The organism is Spartinivicinus marinus, from assembly GCF_026309355.1.
GTDB classification, from domain to species: domain Bacteria; phylum Pseudomonadota; class Gammaproteobacteria; order Pseudomonadales; family Zooshikellaceae; genus Spartinivicinus; species Spartinivicinus marinus.
The window spans coordinates 2983610-3000014 of the sequence record NZ_JAPJZK010000001.1 but is presented as its reverse complement, the minus strand read 5'-3'; the positions used below and the strand labels follow the sequence as shown (position 1 = coordinate 3000014).

The 16405-nt window shown below is 34.5% G+C and carries 22 protein-coding genes; 1 reads left to right on the top strand and 21 read right to left on the bottom strand.

Annotated features, from left to right (window positions below; translation table 11 throughout):
* The first annotated feature begins 82 nt into the window (after positions 1-82).
* Positions 83-694 (top strand): PH domain-containing protein, encoded by a 612-nt coding sequence (locus tag OQE68_RS13500; protein WP_180568080.1) that lies wholly within the window; start codon positions 83-85, stop codon positions 692-694.
* A 205-nt stretch (positions 695-899) separates the two neighbouring features.
* On the opposite strand, the gene OQE68_RS13495 is transcribed toward OQE68_RS13500, so the two are convergent.
* The 21 genes from OQE68_RS13495 to OQE68_RS13400 all read right to left on the bottom strand — a co-directional run bounded on the left by OQE68_RS13495 (position 900) and on the right by OQE68_RS13400 (position 15797).
* A complete protein-coding gene (locus OQE68_RS13495) occupies positions 900-1355 on the bottom strand; it encodes a GNAT family N-acetyltransferase (protein ID WP_180568081.1) in 456 nt (151 codons plus the stop codon).
* Positions 1356-1382: 27 nt separating this feature from the next.
* Positions 1383-2321, bottom strand: a complete 939-nt coding sequence (locus tag OQE68_RS13490) for a proline dehydrogenase family protein (protein WP_180568082.1) — start codon at positions 2319-2321, stop codon at positions 1383-1385.
* Positions 2322-2386: 65 nt separating this feature from the next.
* Positions 2387-2473: a DUF1272 domain-containing protein gene (locus tag OQE68_RS30835; protein WP_353618534.1), complete on the bottom strand. Its 87-nt coding sequence runs from the start codon at positions 2471-2473 to the stop codon at positions 2387-2389.
* Between the two features lie 31 nt (positions 2474-2504).
* Complete coding sequence (locus tag OQE68_RS13485) at positions 2505-3008, bottom strand: hypothetical protein (protein ID WP_180568084.1); 504 nt, start codon at positions 3006-3008, stop codon at positions 2505-2507.
* Between the two features lie 60 nt (positions 3009-3068).
* On the bottom strand, positions 3069-3584 hold the full coding sequence (locus OQE68_RS13480; protein ID WP_180568085.1) for a DUF6933 domain-containing protein: 516 nt from the start codon (positions 3582-3584) through the stop codon (positions 3069-3071).
* Between the two features lie 23 nt (positions 3585-3607).
* Complete coding sequence (locus tag OQE68_RS13475; protein WP_180568086.1) at positions 3608-4123, bottom strand: metallophosphoesterase family protein; 516 nt, start codon at positions 4121-4123, stop codon at positions 3608-3610.
* A gap of 14 nt (positions 4124-4137) precedes the next feature.
* A complete protein-coding gene (locus OQE68_RS13470) occupies positions 4138-4395 on the bottom strand; it encodes a hypothetical protein (protein ID WP_180568087.1) in 258 nt (85 codons plus the stop codon).
* A 39-nt stretch (positions 4396-4434) separates the two neighbouring features.
* Positions 4435-5802: a phenylacetate--CoA ligase family protein gene (locus tag OQE68_RS13465; protein ID WP_180568088.1), complete on the bottom strand. Its 1368-nt coding sequence runs from the start codon at positions 5800-5802 to the stop codon at positions 4435-4437.
* Between the two features lie 451 nt (positions 5803-6253).
* Positions 6254-6664 (bottom strand): hypothetical protein, encoded by a 411-nt coding sequence (locus tag OQE68_RS13460; RefSeq protein WP_180568089.1) that lies wholly within the window; start codon positions 6662-6664, stop codon positions 6254-6256.
* A 111-nt stretch (positions 6665-6775) separates the two neighbouring features.
* Entirely contained in the window at positions 6776-7147 is a 372-nt protein-coding gene (locus tag OQE68_RS13455; RefSeq protein WP_180568090.1) for a GFA family protein, read from the bottom strand.
* A 27-nt stretch (positions 7148-7174) separates the two neighbouring features.
* On the bottom strand, positions 7175-7792 hold the full coding sequence (locus tag OQE68_RS13450; protein ID WP_180568091.1) for a nucleotidyltransferase family protein: 618 nt from the start codon (positions 7790-7792) through the stop codon (positions 7175-7177).
* A gap of 24 nt (positions 7793-7816) precedes the next feature.
* Complete coding sequence (locus tag OQE68_RS13445) at positions 7817-8065, bottom strand: hypothetical protein (RefSeq protein ID WP_180568092.1); 249 nt, start codon at positions 8063-8065, stop codon at positions 7817-7819.
* Between the two features lie 148 nt (positions 8066-8213).
* Positions 8214-9014, bottom strand: coding sequence for a hypothetical protein (locus OQE68_RS13440; protein WP_180568093.1), 801 nt, complete (start codon positions 9012-9014; stop codon positions 8214-8216).
* A 62-nt stretch (positions 9015-9076) separates the two neighbouring features.
* Positions 9077-9451 (bottom strand): DUF7674 family protein, encoded by a 375-nt coding sequence (locus OQE68_RS13435; RefSeq protein WP_180568094.1) that lies wholly within the window; start codon positions 9449-9451, stop codon positions 9077-9079.
* A gap of 53 nt (positions 9452-9504) precedes the next feature.
* On the bottom strand, positions 9505-9957 hold the full coding sequence (locus tag OQE68_RS13430; RefSeq protein WP_180568095.1) for a hypothetical protein: 453 nt from the start codon (positions 9955-9957) through the stop codon (positions 9505-9507).
* 194 nt (positions 9958-10151) lie between these two features.
* Positions 10152-10679 carry a hypothetical protein gene (locus tag OQE68_RS13425; RefSeq protein WP_180568096.1) on the bottom strand — a complete coding sequence of 176 codons (528 nt, stop codon included), beginning with the start codon at positions 10677-10679 and terminating at the stop codon, positions 10152-10154.
* The gene (locus OQE68_RS13420) at positions 10676-11374 is read right to left on the bottom strand and encodes a tetratricopeptide repeat protein (protein ID WP_180568097.1); all 699 of its coding nucleotides are present in this window, start codon (positions 11372-11374) and stop codon (positions 10676-10678) included. The genes OQE68_RS13425 and OQE68_RS13420 overlap by 4 nt, the downstream gene beginning before the upstream one ends.
* 2 nt (positions 11375-11376) lie before the next feature.
* Complete coding sequence (locus OQE68_RS13415; protein WP_219339992.1) at positions 11377-11841, bottom strand: hypothetical protein; 465 nt, start codon at positions 11839-11841, stop codon at positions 11377-11379.
* Positions 11834-12610 (bottom strand): ATP-grasp domain-containing protein, encoded by a 777-nt coding sequence (locus OQE68_RS13410; RefSeq protein WP_180568098.1) that lies wholly within the window; start codon positions 12608-12610, stop codon positions 11834-11836. Before OQE68_RS13410 ends, OQE68_RS13415 begins: the two co-directional genes overlap by 8 nt.
* 51 nt (positions 12611-12661) lie before the next feature.
* A complete protein-coding gene (locus OQE68_RS13405; RefSeq protein ID WP_180568099.1) occupies positions 12662-14851 on the bottom strand; it encodes a helicase-related protein in 2190 nt (729 codons plus the stop codon).
* Between the two features lies 1 nt (position 14852).
* A complete protein-coding gene (locus OQE68_RS13400; RefSeq protein ID WP_180568100.1) occupies positions 14853-15797 on the bottom strand; it encodes a HamA C-terminal domain-containing protein in 945 nt (314 codons plus the stop codon).
* Positions 15798-16405 lie beyond the last annotated feature (608 nt).

Below are 16405 nucleotides of genomic sequence, written 5' to 3'. Positions count from 1 at the left end.
TACATAGAGATTGTTATATTATTCAATTTTTACCAGGCAGTTAAATAAAGTCAGTTGACGAATTTCTAATAAGGTAATGGTTATGTTTAAACGTATTGCTTCGGACGCACTCGGCTTTAGTGATATCGGTGAAATCATCGATCCTAAGGATTATGATAAAGTTGATTCTGATGATTACATCATGCACGAAGATAATGAAAAGATATTCTTCCTAATCAAATCGAAGTCTGACGAATACTGCTTCACAAACGTGGCGCTTATTCACTTAGATGGTGCCAGCGCTATCAGCAAGAAACGTTTACTTAAGCGCTATAGCTATCATGACCATAACATCAGTGATGTCATGTTAGAAACAGCAGGCACTATTGATTTGGATGCTGAAATAAAATTTCAGTTGGGTAAGCACGCTTATTCCATTGATGTCAAAAAAGACCAAATTGAACACTTGAAAGACTTATATAAAGCACTCTATGCAATTGGCTCTTTACAAAGAGACAACAGCCATTACTACCGATTTGCTGAGCGTAGTATAGAGCTAGCCTCTAGCACCGTTCATCGCTCTACTAGCTCCACTACACTTGAAACCCAGTTTAAAGAAATCAATCAACATGTCTTCGACTGGCTACACCTAGCCCGAGATGCCTACTGCAGAAAAGATTTCGGTGAAATATTTGAGAAATATATAAACAACTAACTTATACCGTTTATTATTTCAAACAGGTATTACAGATCCTTTAGGAGCTTATTTTAATAAGCTCCTAAAACAATCAATACCCTTTTACATAGCCTATCCAAAATCTTCGACAGATTACATTCACTAGTACAATAATTCATATCCACTTTCATTGATTAGTTCTTACAAAATACGATGTTCAAGGTAGTATTGTTTATCTAAACGTTTATAATTTCATCATCATAAATAGGCTATTTGGATCATCAGTATAATTTGCAAAAGGCCCACAAAGCGTAAAGCCAAATTTGTAGTAAAGCTGATGTGCTGGCTTGAAATAGTCCATTGAACCGGTTTCTAAACTCAACTGCTGATAATTACGCCGCCTTGCCTCATCAATAAGATGCTGAAGCATTGTTGCCCCAACGCCTTTACGTAAATGTGATGAAGCTGTTCGCATAGATTTAATCTCACCATGCCCACAATCCAGCTCTTTTAGTGCACCACAGCCAGCTAACTCATTACCCTCCCAAATGCTCCAAAATGTCACATCGGTCTGACGCAAACCATCTAGATTCAACGCATGGACACTTTCAGGTGGCGAGTATTCAAACATATGCTGTAAGTGTTCAAGTAACAACGCTGTAACTTCCGACCCATTAAGATCATCTACCTTAATTTCCATATACTTCCCTACTACATTTTCAACAAATTAATTTACTATATCATCTAATGCTCTAAATAAATTAAGTGGATATTCTGCAATTCTATTACATAGATATAAATACCACTCTTTACCATAAACAAAATACAGCTTAGTTGGGTAACCTTCATTTTTTAAAGCCAGTAGCTGTTCTGTTTGAATACCATATAAGCTTTCAAATTCAAAAGTGCTTTTTTCGGGCTTATATAAATCAACTAGTTTCTTAGCTTCTTGCTGAATAAATTCATGGTGAGTTGCAATTGAGCACTTGTGGTTGATTGCCAACAGTTGATCAACATAACTCAAGTATACTTCATTTAACGTATCCCCTCTTGGTAAGGCAGTATTATCAGGTACATCGAAGGCACCCTTTACAACTCTTATGCGACCACTTTCTTTTATTAAATCAGCAAAGTCATCTTTAGTTCGGTGTAAGTAGGCTTGTAAGGTTATAGATAGGTTATCGAATTTTTTTATCCCCCATTGGTACACGTCAATGACATGATCAGTCCTATCAATGCCCTCTGCACTAATAATAACTTCAATATTGGCTTGTCTGGCTTTATCACAAAGCAACGAAAAATTCTCTATACATAGCGCTTTGGATATTGCTAAGCCAATATGGGATAAATCCAGTGATATGGTTGAATTGAGTTCAAGTGATTGAATAGTACTGGCAATACGAAGAAACTCATTGGTTGCTTCATTAGCCTCGTGTTTAGTACTGGTGCTTTCTCCCATAAATTCCAGTGAACACTTGAGCCCTTTGTTATTTTCAGCTTTAACTTTTTCAACAGCATCGTCAAGTGTTTCTCCGCCAATGTATCGATCAGCTGCTTTTTTCAATAATGGGTAAAGTACCTTATTATTTAATAAGTACTCTTTGGCATCTTCATTAAGGGCTGCTTTTTTTAATGCAGCGGAACCTACACTGAGTAAATCATTCATAATAATTAGTCATTCCTTGACAATATACTCTTCACAAATGATTGATAGCTGTTACAGAGGGTATGTTAACGATCCTCTGGCTGAATAATCTTAACAGAATCAGCGGGTAGATCTTTATCACAACACTCACAGTTTGGTCTAATCTCTAACATCACACTCTATACCGTTGATTTATTTTTTAAATTAAAACCCTTTCTTCATAATATTCTTAATTCTAGCCTTAACTGATGCAGCCTCATCCTTCATAGCCATTTCAAAAAACTGCTTTACTTCCTCTGCATAAGCTGGATATTGTTTAGCCAGCACATAGAAACCATTATACGACCAGGCTCTTACAAACTTATTTTTATCAGTCAATGTCACTCTTAGAAATCGCTCCAACTTTTTACACTCAGTTTTCGCAATAGGCATATAGGGAATTGATTGAAGAATGTGTAGCTTAGACTCCCAATCATCAAGCTGATGTAGTGAGTCATAAACAGATTTAATTTGTTTTTTATCTATCTTATTATTTGATTCCAAAAAAGCTTTCAGTAACCAGGTTGCTCCTTTTTGGCAGCTTGGATTATTCATTAGTTTAATAATCGTTGCTGCAAACTCTGCTTTAGTGTGGTAGGTTTCGTAAATTTTTGTGGTATCATCTTTTGATTTGCCATCCCACCTAGTTAGCTCATGCTCAATTTTCATTCACTTTTTAGCCTTTAAAAGCTATTCAAAGCTCTCATTTAGTAAGCACTATTAAAATAATTAACGTAGTTGATCAACTAGCTCTTTAACTCTATCTATAGAGTAAGACCAATCTATATTCCTTTGTGGCGTTCTATTGATTTGCATCATTATTTCTGCCAGATTACAGCTCTCTAGCCCACCATCTGAATAAATTATATGTTTATAAAGACTAGTGATATCATTCATATTCCCTAGCATTTTTTTGCTGTCTGTTTTTGTAAACTTAGTTTGAGCATAATCACTTAACAGCTTATTGATCTTATCCTTTTCTATACTTTCATAGGCTAATGCTTGCTCAAGCCCATGTCTAAAGATCAATTCTATTTTCTTTATACCATCTTTTTTAACACCATAAAGCATGAATGAAAACAATGTTTTTTCGTTCATAAAAATCAATGATTTTCTTCTATCAATGTAAAATATATTTACAAACCAATCACCCAGCTTTGTGTTTGTATCTTCTATGTCATTCAAGTCTTTTGGTTTCAAACCAAGTTCTTTTTGGACTTTCTGCGTTAACTTTAATTGCAACATAATTATTTTAGTTTAATTTTAACTCATTCTGTAAATATATAAACTTGGTTATCAACATTAAGCACCTGATTATTACCTATCTCTATCAAAGGTTTATTCCAGTGATAATGGCCAAAAATAATAATACTTGAACCATTGTTTTCTAGATGCTCTCTTATAAAAGACTCTCCTTTTTGATTATTAATAGGATCATCAGGCCCTTGATGCAAAACAACTAAGTCAGTTTTATCTGAAGTGATATTTTCAAGTGACTTCTTAAATTGCTCTTCAGTTTTACGCTGGTTGCGCTCAACTCGACCGATTATGCCACACACACCGCCAATAGCGATACTGTTAATATTTGTTGTATTTCCATCTAATACAATAGTATTAGCAGCCATATCCACTTCAGTTATCGCATCATGATTACCATGAACACCAACCACCGAATCAAATGACTGGGCAAAAGCATTCCATACTGATGTTACATCCCCCGTTCCACCTAACTTATGGCAATCAGGATAGTCATATAAGTCGCCCGCTAGCACTACAAAGTTCACTGTTGGAATCTCTTCTAGCTGCTGCAGCAATAATAGCTCTGCAGCAATAATAGCTCTTCAGCAACGGCTTCTCCTACTAACCGGTTTGATCGCTTATCCCTTTCTCGACCTTGTAAGTCAGATGTGGCAACAAATGCAGTAATACCCTCTGGCAAAGAATCCACTTTTACTTTATAGAACGGCAAAATAACGCTTCTTACTACTCCCCTTCTTCCTGATGATCGATACATCATCTGATGAAAAGGGTCATTTTCTACTGCTAATATTCGCATTAGTTAAATCTTTTATTAAATGTAATACTGAGTAGTATGTTAACTGGATTTATATTCACTGGAAACACTGACTCGTTTAATCCGTTTAAGCTTAGTCATCCCTTGAGAAAACAAGGCACCAGGCTTAACACACTTCACTTGAATGGGAGGACGAAATTTTGCTAGTCGGACTATTGTCTTATATTCCATTGACAGCGACGCAAGTTGATTATTAATTTTATTAGCAATAATATCTTGTTGTTCTGGACCTTCATACTCCAACTGCATAACAAGTTCAGCAGCTATTTCATCGGGTTTATCTATAATTTTTAATACATATTTATCACTATAACCTGCTCTGGTAACTGCCTGGTTTATTTGATCAGGGTACAAGTTAGCCGCGCCATAGCAAAATGTATCATCTTGACGTCCTTTAATTCTACTCACCAAAGGTAAGCTACTACCACATTCACATTGTTTAGTCGTTTTACAAATAATGTCACCCATCGCATACCGTATAATTGGTGTGCTTTTACGCCAGAGGTTTGTCACCACCATCGTACCTACTTCACCATCCTCAACAGGCTTCATGGTTTCTGGGTCTACTACTTCTAGCAGTAGTTCTGGTGCACACCAATGGGTGTACCCCGTGGCTCGACTATGTGAACACTCAATGGAAGCCACACCAATTTCACCACAGCCATATATATCATAAATCTTACAATGAAATGCTGCCTCCATTTTTTCACGAAAAGCCTCTGTAAAAGGTTCACCACCAATTACTATTCGCTGAATACCTAATTCAGAAAATTCCAGCTCATTTTTTAACTGATCATAAAAATAAGATAGAAACGATGGATAAGTAATTACATCAGCCGGTCTTAGTAACGCTAACTTATCTTTATGCCAATGAATCGGCATCCGCACATCCGCTCTCACCGTTGGTCCAAGTTGCTCGCAGCCATTCTGAATAAAAAAACTGGATGGCCAAGGTCCAGTGGGAAACATACAATATATTGATCTATTAGCGCGACCGTTATCAGTATAAGGTGAACCTACACCAGCAACACTTAACATCTGAGCAACATGCTTATAAATATGAGAGGCTTCATTGTTAGCCACAGGAATTAGCTTAGGTTTGCCAGTAGAACCAGACGTTTCTATAAAAGTAGTAATTTCACTTAAAGGCAACGAGCAAAAACTGGGAAACTTATCTTGTTTAAGCTGCTGAGGATCAATAATGGGTAATAAACTCAGCTGATCGAGTGAAGTTAATTGAGAGGGATTAACACCACTATCATCCAATAACCGACGGTAAATGCTGTTATTGCTATAATGAAACTCAACAATATTTTTTAATTTATTTAACTGTAGACCAGGTATATCCTGAGCTGTTAGTCCCCAATACAGGTTAGAAGAATTATTCATCACTATTGTTAACTCCCTATTACATTTATACATGATTTACTACCGTATATAACATCAATTTAATGCTATATCTTTTGTATTACAGTATAAATCTTAGCAAGACACTAACGATTTACTTTACTCGAAAACAAAATCCAAAAAACACGTACTGACTGTGCTTTTTGGAAAGCGGTTACTATGTTTTTTGAACTACCTTTACTTATTTATACTAATCACGATTTATTTTTAGGTATTATTAACAGAATTACCCTTGATGAAAAGTATAGTCAAAGCGAACGACTTTTAGGGGCGGCCACCGAACGATGAGTCCCAGTAGCACTTTTATGTCAATTAAAGTAGCTACCGCAAGTCATACAGTAGCAGACTTGCCCCCAGGAGTTTAGATAAACTAAATGACTGGGGTGAAGAGAGAAGGTAACAAAGCCTAAAAATCATTCGCGAAGAGTATATATTAAAAGTCAGACGGACTAGGTATAACCGGATTCACTACACTAAACTTACGAGCACCGACCTCTTCTAACGAAAACCTAATTAGATAAGGACGAGAAGCTGCACGACAATAATCCGGCTTTAGACGTATAAATGTTACTTTAGGTGGTACTGACTTATCTGATACAACAATAAAGTCTTCTTTCTTAGTACATCCAGTACTGGTTACTACAATAGAAGCTAACTTTTCTGTCACTTGCAACCCATGCAAATCTTCAATGGCTGGTTGGTAATCATTCGTTAAGTCGTTGTTGACTTCTTCAACTGCTTTATTCATCGCCATCGCAGTAGATGTAAACAGCAATACAGATAAGCAAGCAGTTGCTTTTACTAGAGACCGGTTAAATACGCCGTTAAACTTATTTTTTGACATGTCTGTTGTGTCTCCTTGACAATTTAAACGTTTAATATTCAGCCTTTTGGATATATGTGTAGCAGGCTATAACAACTTAAAGCACAGAAAGTTTACAAGCAAGCTATAAAATTAAGTCTGTTTGACTAACCAACAAGCTTTCGTCTCTGTATAAATATCAGCAATTTTTTCTGGCTTGTAATGAGTATCTAATGTTGCAATTGCAATCGATACCCATTCTGAAAAGGCTTTGCTACCACTCCATTCAATACTTGAACCACAACAACTACAAAATTTTCTAGCAATCGATCCTGAAGAGTTATAAGAGACTAACTTATCGAGACCTGTTAAATAGACTAAATCAGATTTCAGCACACTTCCGTAAGTAGCGAACGCAGCTCCATGTTGCTTCTGACACATTTTACAGTGGCAATTAGTGACTTTTTTAGGCTCACTTTTTAACTGATAGGTTACTTCACCACAGAGACAACTGCCTTTGTACATATACTCCCCATACTCATAACATAAACACTATTGACCCATTATATACTGTACTAGTTTTTCTAAGTTCTGGTGATCCTTTGGATTAAGGTAAGTATGCCTAAACAAAGCGTAAGCCTCTGGATCATTACTCTCAAGATAACTAAAACTCTTTTTATGGCCTAAAAACCACAAGCCACGCGTTTTAAAATAGGTTTCTAGTAATTCAAACTGAAGCCATGTTCGACGATAATTGCCTTCCATATCATCAATAGCCGCACGGGTTAGCATTTTATTTAGCCATGCTTTTACATGAGCCAAATCAGAGTCACTAACTTTATCAACCCCTTTAGCTAGCTTTTTATTTACCTTATCAATATAGTTCTTTCCATAACCCTGTTTATCAACTACCGCAATACCATCAGCAAAACGCAAAGCAGTATCTGGAACCTCTTCCAATGCTGATGTTGGATAAATCCAAGCATCCAGATAAATGCCATGAAAAATTCGAGCGTCTTTTACTTCATCTTCTCTATCACAAAAGCAGGCGATATCAATATCGCTTGTGTCAGTAGCTTCATTTCTAGCCACTGAACCATATAAAATAACTGTATGGGGGTTGTACTTTGCTTGAAGCTCTTTTATTGCGAGTTGTACTACTTTTTCCATAATTAATTCTTTAAACAGATATTTTCAATTATTAAATAATTGCATATTGTCATTGACATACTCCATAATACGATCAGCAACCATTTCATCAAGCAACTCAGCAGCGACGTGGGAGTATATGTAAGACCATACGAAGTGAAACTTGTAACGACTTTTAGATCGTTCATCTAAGTCCCAATCACTTTTAACAGCATCCTCTATAAACTCCTTTATTTCAGAAATTATATCATCATTAGTGATTTCTCTTTCCTTAATAACTAAGTCAGGAGCCACCTGTATAAGTAGTGAATGTCAGTGACTTCTGTTTTGGCTTTTTCCTCAGCCGCTGATAATGCCTTTTGACACTCTTTTAGCCAGTGTTTATTTTGTTTGGGTATTTTCATATTTTTATTTACTTCTGTATATATGTTTTATAATAGTTCTATTTATAGTGCTGCAATTTGATAACAAATTCCATGTTGTCAAACTCTTTACCAAAAGCTGATTGAAGATCATGCTTCAATTTTTCCATCTCAGGATAAGAGCTACCACCAATAAATACGCCTCCTGGTTGACCAGTTACTTTGAAAAATATCCCTCTTTTACCGTTAAAATAATATTCTAAATTAATGTCATCATTTCTAAAGATACCATTTTCCTTACCAGCCAAACATTGATAACAGACTAGTTCATGCTTTTCAGCAATTCTTTTTAACAAGTTAAACGCTAAAACCATATCAATTTGTTCATTTTCACTACTTTTTCGTATCGTATACTCATGACGAGGTATCATCACTGATGTACCTGTAATTGCAAATATTGATAAAAGAACAATAGGTATCTTCAGCACGTTAGTTAGCCGAGTTTTGGTCTTATATTTATATGATTGTTTTGCAAAAGATGCTGCTAAAGGTATTATTGCCAGGGCAACTAGATCAGCATAATCCACTACTCGATCATAGTATATAAAGCCAATATTATTAAACACATCAATCAAAGACTGAGAATATTGACTTTTCCATAAAACAAACCCTGAACCAATAAGCACCGCACATAGCTTCTTATATTGAGGAAACATGTAAAAAACTATCATCGAAACCAAGCATAACCCTGAGAAGTCTGATAGTTTACCTGTTACCCAATTAGAGAAGGCCTCTTTGAGATATAAATCATTTACCAAAAGCACCCCTAATGAAACTAAGAATGGCCAACTATATAAAAAAGAAACTTTTTTCTCACTCATTATTTAATATTTAACATCTATCCTATGACTTTAAAACGTTTCTAATAAAATATCTTTTTTCATCATATTGGCTCTCTTCTATGAAAGTCAATATAAAGCTTTTTTAACTCATCAGGTAAAGCTAACCAATAAGGTTTGATTTTATCTTTAGGTACTTGCCAGAATAAGTTTTCGGTAAAGGCAACATCTATACAGTTTTTTACTTCTTTGTTTCCCTTTCTGAAATTACTGCTCATATAGTTGAATAACTCTATATATTTACCAGCATTCTCAGACATGGTCATTTCACGATTAAGCGCCTTAGCCAAGCTCTCAAACCAACTGTAAGCAAACTCCGGATCAATTTCATCCCACAGTCTAATATGCTCTTTATCTGCTTTTATAGTAATTTCAGGAAACGTTTGTCTAGTTTCATTGTAAAATTCTAGTAGGGTCATTTTTATTTAATTAAAGACTATTCAAAATCTATCGATACTAAAGTTGCTTTAACTTAGTCAAAATACCACGAAAACAACAGTTTACCTACTGAACTAGGCAACCATTGTTTCACTACTTTTAGCTCTTCCTGATTAAGTTCAGATAAATGAGCATTCGTCACTTGTTCATCTAATTCGCTAGCAGAAAGAATAATTAATTCATTACCTGCTGTAGCAATTGCATTGACTAACTCTTTTTTATCAAAATATTCTTCTGTATGTTCAGTTATTACTCCAAAGCCACCAACAGGAGCAAAACAGTTTTGATAAAAGTAAAATTTACCTGCTTTATCAGAGACTTCAGCCATATAATAGTTATTTGGATAATTATATCCATCTACTTTATGTACATGAATTAGCCCAAGCAGTTGAAGTGAATAACATAGTGCTTTGAACTTAGCAAATGATATTGGTTCAGCATTTATTCCTGTAAATTTACTTGGGAGTATGTACATTTTTTTACTCATACAGTGTTAATTGATTACTCTTCAAACCATCTTTGCTCTCTATTACAGAGGTTATCCCATTCAGCTCTGGATAAGATCTCCATATTCTCTAGACTTGTACCAGCTAACACATATACCCTTCTCGAATTATTTTTAAGGTTTGTTGTCCTCGCTCTTCACCCCAATCATTTATAAAAACATAAACTCATGGGGCTTCATCTCTTGACGGCCTCCCCTAAAAACCATTCGCTTTGGCTATAGTTATCATCCCATGATATGAGTTCTTCGGTATCAGCAGGCGCTGTTTCACCAAAACAAGGCAGTTGTTCTAAAATCAACAACCAAAACTTATTAGCAAGCAACCATTCAAGCTCTTTCACATTTTCAGGCACATCCTCAAATGGCACGCTTATTACAACGTTTTCAGCAATTTCATCAACTGAATAAAAATCATCATTTAAGCACCAACCATTACCTTCAGTCCATAAATAAGCATCATAGCGTGTATTAGTAATTTGAATCGCTTGTTCAGACATATCAGGTGAAGCTTCATAGAAAACACTGTATTGAATACTGGCTGTTTTTATCAGTTCAACCTTAAACGGGACGGCTGGTAGTAAAGTGCTATTGAAAAAGTCATATAGATACTTCAATACAGGGAAAAGTTTATCAACAGTTGTATAGTTATCTAACAACTGTATAAGCTTTGTTTTGAAGAGTTGCTTTTGTGGGTGTTGTTTCATTTATAAAACCAATCGGGGTGCGACCGAAAACTGAGCGTGCTTAAGTAAGAAGCTCTAGCCTGCCAATAACTGGCTTTTTCTTCATTTAGATATTGTGTATCAAATTCACCCATATAAATACTAGCTAGCATTTCAGCAGCCCACTGTGCATGAGGTACATTATGGTCTTTGCTAGCTGATTGTTCATACCAATAAATGGCTTGCTCTATATCAGCTTTACCACCTTCTCCAGAAAGCAGCATCAGCGCTAAGTCGTTTTGAGACTCAGCTAATCCTTGTTTTGCAGCCAATTCATCCCAATACATAACCTTATTGTTATCTAAAGGAACGACTTCACCATGTGCATAAGCACATGCAAGGCTTCTTTGTGCTTCAGCTGAACCCTTCCTTGCAGCCCATTCTAGTTGTTTAATCGCTTTTTGGGTACTAGGTACAGAAGACCAGCAACCTTTCTTATAATTGGTATTCGCAAGTAAAGCTACAGCTTCTGGATGTTTATTATTTGCACTTTTTTTAAGCCAATACTCAGATTCCTTGGCAGACATTTCCGGGTCACCACCATAATACAAATAACCTAGAATAAGTTGAGCTTCAGCGTTACCTTGTTTAGCCAAAGGAATTAATAACTTCTTTGCCTGCTTATACTTTTCAGCAAGGATTAGTCTTTTAGCGATACCTATTCGGTTGAATTTCATGATTACGTATCGTACTCACCACTATCCCATGGCTCAAAGAATGCCATATAGTTACCAGGTAATAACTCTACTGCCCATACATCCTCTTCGTATTCTGGCTCTCTTACAATAAGACCAATATTTACACTATTATATTTTACAGAAAATGGTTTAACTTCAATTCGACAATAATCTACTTCTCCAAGGCTGCTTAAAAGTGCTACATATTTTTTTGTTCTTTCTTCATCATCATACGATCCTCTTGGGCCTAAACAATCGATATAAGAGTCAACAAGATTTCCATTTAAGTCAAATTTAAAAAGAGCAATATATTCACAACCATCAGAGTCATTAGTTGCAGGCTCAAATGGAGTAGTTAAAAAGAACTGAAGTTCATCTGTAGTTCTTCCTATATGTTCAGCATGATAATTATCATGATTTATAGCTACTTTTGTAGGTCTACCTGATTTCATAGTTTTCTTAACCATCAACAAAAATCCTAGCAAAGCGTTCAGGTGACCAACCAACTATGTCAGAAACCTGCCCATCACCCACTTCAACTACTCTTTCTTTACCCTCTTTTGTTTCGGTGAGATCGATAGAAAAGAATCGTGATGCTATTCGGCTGGCACACTCTACCACTATTTCAGGTATAGACTGGCTTTTCTCTGAAGCAAATACCTTACCATCAAGGACAAAATATCTCTCTTCAGTATCTGGCAAAAAGTTTTCAACTTTTCGAATACAAAATCCACCTTCAATCTTACCACGGAATTTCTTCATTTCATCAGCAACCGTTACCGCTTGTGATGGTTCATTGATTATTGACCCGACTGATGTCTTCAATGACTTCACATAGTCTTTGATAAAGTAACTTTCCCAACCTATATTTTTCAACTCTAACTCAAGATTACAATCTTTAGGTAAGATGATCGTTTCTGGCGTTAGATCAGCTATCAATTCATACCAGTTTGGTAGGTGATGTAAAGCTAAATATGACTCAACGCTTATATAAGGTGTACCACCACTGCTTGCAATAGATACACACAAATTTTGGTACTCTTGTTCATTTAACATCCAACCACGGTAGATAACATCATTAGATACTGCTGGCGTTATTCTTGATAATGGGCTTAACTCGTCTAAGCTAATCGTTGAATACTGAATACCTTTATTATCGAATGCTTCAGCCTGAGCTTGATACATTTCATCGGGTTGAGATGGTTTGAAGTAGTCACTGGGGAATAGAATGTGCATTTATACTTCCTACTCAATTATTTTCATATGCATTCACCAGCCATTTATGAGTTAATATTTTTTATTTAAATTTTCAATTATTTTTATTCTCTCATATTCTAACAATCCAGGCTTTTCATATAATCTATTATTAAATATCTCTTTTAATACAAAGTCTTGATTTATACTTGGATTTATATATTTTGACATTTTATTAATCGCTGTTTTTGGAATACCATATTCAGATAAGATAGTTAAATTTTCACGTATAAAATCAGTTTCTATTGATGTAGCATAAAACACATAATTACCAGACCTTATCCCTCTTTCATTACACACAAATTTTTGAATTTCATTCACAACTAATAGCCACTTTGGAACTTTATATTGAAACCAATGCCTTAGTATCTGAAATGCTTCACATATTGCCTCATCAAAAACTTCTTTACTTGTCAAATTTGACTTTATTTTTCTCTTATATTCATAGTTATTTTTTATTAGCGTATTTATATTTTTATATACCCCATAATCAAATGTAACCTTTACAAGTTTCTTTCTTGTCATTGGTTTCACTGATTCATTAGGCTTGATAAGGAACTCCCATGCAAGACCTAAACAGTAATCTAGTTGCTCGTACTTAGGCAGTTTATCCCAACAGATCAAATTATAATTTTCATCTATTTCACTTCTTAATTTGTCAACAAGTCCATCCTGTCCTTTGATATACAACGAATTTTTTGAAAACATTTCCCTTTTTTCATTAGGCAAGCTTGATATATATTTATATTGCTCACTCTCTTTATTTACAATATTTTCTTCATTAATATTTATTAGTACTTCATCTGAGACAGGGCTTTGTTCATGAAAGGGTATATCTATGTATATTTGATCTTTTTTTGGTATTTCATTAAAATTATATATCCTTCCTATATAATGCTCCATCAACCTGCCAGCTCTTCCTTTAATATTTGAGTAATCAAAAAAATCAATTTTATTCCCACCTTTCTTATTATCAAAAAAAACAACATTTTTAGCTACTGTATTGACACCTTCGATTATTGTAGAGGTACAAAAAAGAATATTTACTATTCCTTTATTAAAGTAATCAATCAACGTTGATGTTATATGTTTTTGTAAAGCGCCATCATGTACACATACCCCATACTTTAAACAATCAATTAAGGACCATTCATTTGAAATATAGTTTTCAATCCATTCAATTATAGGCAAATCAAGATTTTTTATAGGGAATTTTTTATCACAAAGAAATTCATAATACTCTCTCGATAGGTACCTTGCTCTATTTGGTGAAGAGCAGTAAACTATCGTATTTTGCCCCTTTAACTGATACAGCAACTCAAATAGTATTTTTTCTTTATATATTTTCTTTTCATTTTTACTCCCAAACTTACCTTTATGTTTTTTATATATATCTATTTGCTCACAAGCAACCATATTATATTTTGTTTTATAAAATACTGCATTATATTTCTCAGCAAACCCTTCAGATATTCCATCAATGTTTGGCCCTAAAAGATAAAAATTTGGACTGTATTTTACAAGTATGTATTGAAATGCGTTATTAAGTGAGTCTGACCTTTCATCTTCTCTGTTTGAGCTAAGTTTATAGAATTCATCGATAACCAGAAAGTCAATATATGGAAAATTTTTATATTCATTAACTCTTTCAGAAGTCAATAGGAATAGGTTCTTTTTTTCAACTGATGGCTCCTGAGTAGTCCTAACAATCAACTTATACTTATCGTTATATTTGGTTAGTTTTTTTCTAGTCTCATCTAAGAGAGCCAATGTTGGCTGAATAACTACAATATTGCTATACATACAAGAAGCTACAATTTCTTCTATTAGTAGACTTTTTCCAAAACTTGTAGGTGCAGCACTTATAATTACATTTATTTTTGCCTTAATCAAATCTAATATATTTTTTTGTTCATCATGAAAATACCTTCCTTCAATATAATTTGAAATATTAGAGTTTAACCTTATATTTGCACTTGTGGATGAAAGTGTTAGCTTTTCCTTTAGAACATATGGATTAAATCCAATTGACTCTATTATATCTGCCAACATTTCATTCAACTTCGATGAAAATTTTCTTCTATAGTTTAATATATTTATTAATAAATAGATTCCTTTCTCTTCATCTTCAATTAGAAGTCGTGAGCATTCTTTATATATATAAAACGTCTTATCAAAGTCAAAAGTTTCTTTTGATACAATTTCTTTAACTATTCCATTCATTTCATTCATCACCTACTGACTGAAGTAGAGATAACTTCTTATGAAGCCTTTTTACTAATTCCTTTTTACACTTGACAGGCAACAACATCACGATTATTTTCAGCCTAGATCTTAACGGGTGGTTATTCCTATCATCAAAATATTTTTTTAATTTTCTGATTTTATCCTCATACTCATTAACAAACTCCTCTTTGTTTTCATCATCATATTTTTCAAATAAGTCACAACTATAAGTACAAAGCAAAGGAATATATATTTCATCTAACTTATCTTTAAGTTTAGTAGTATTTGACAACAACTTCTTCCAATGATCAGACCCAGGAATATTATTAAAGTGCTTTATTTTTTTCGCAATCAAACTAAACTCTGAGTCTAAATAATTAGTCTTAAAGTGCTCTTCTATATCTCTAATTAGTTCACTCAAACCTCTTTTTGGATCTATGTATAACTTTGATTCACCCAGCCACATAGTTTTACTTTCAGGCTCAACATGTACACAGTCAAACCCATGAACGGTATGCCCAAGTGAATCTTTAAAGTATATTTTAGATAGTAGAGGTATTGTATTTAAATGATCACGCAATATTAAGTGTAGTATCAACTCACCAAACTCCCCCCTCCTTAGATACTTATCATCTAGCTCGTCAGAAATATGGTCATTTTTACTATATATATCTCTAACTTTCTGGAATGAATCAATCTTATAAATTGAATTTGCAGCTTCTACTAATTTCTCAAGTGTTTGTGTATTATGTGTAGTAGTGCCTTCATGAAAACCAAATGAGAACTCATGAATTACATTAGTTATTTTTTGAACTAATTTCGACCATCTATACTGGCTTTCTCCTTGATCATTGAGATCAAAACCAACTAGAAAACTTCTTAACGTGTCTTCTGTAATTTTTTTTTCTATTATACTTCTAGAACCAAATGGGCCATTTTCCATATGATACCTTTACAATCTAAATTATCTACTCAATATGTATTTTTTAGGAATTATTTTTTAACGCTACCGCCCTTGGACCACCCCAATTAAATACAACCCAAACAACCTACCACCTACCTTTCAAATCCAACAAACAACACCATAAGCCAGATATATGGAGTAACAGGGTGTTCTGAAGCTAAGGCATGGATGCCTTTTTAACTCTTGATGGTCCAGGGATGGGCCTTCAAGGGGGGCGGAAGAATACCCTGTTACTCCATAGCCTTCGTGAATACCTTTTATGCTATGTCTCTATCTATCCTTTCATCCTCCCCTGCTAGCACTTTCTATAACAATTAGTGTTGCTATCGCTCATTATGCAGTAGCTAATGAGCCCTTCTCCCCACAGGGGAGAAGGGACTTGCTCTTGTGTTCTGGTAACACCTGTCTTGCTAAATTAGCTTTTGACTAATCTAAAGCGTTAATAAAGTCACATCAAGCAGCAACTGTAGAATAAATGAACATCTTCTGTCCTTAATTAACCGCAAGAAAAGTACACCTTTTGTAAATACGACTATTGTCGATATTGAAATACGACTGTTTATCACTTGCTGGTTTTTTAGATACCA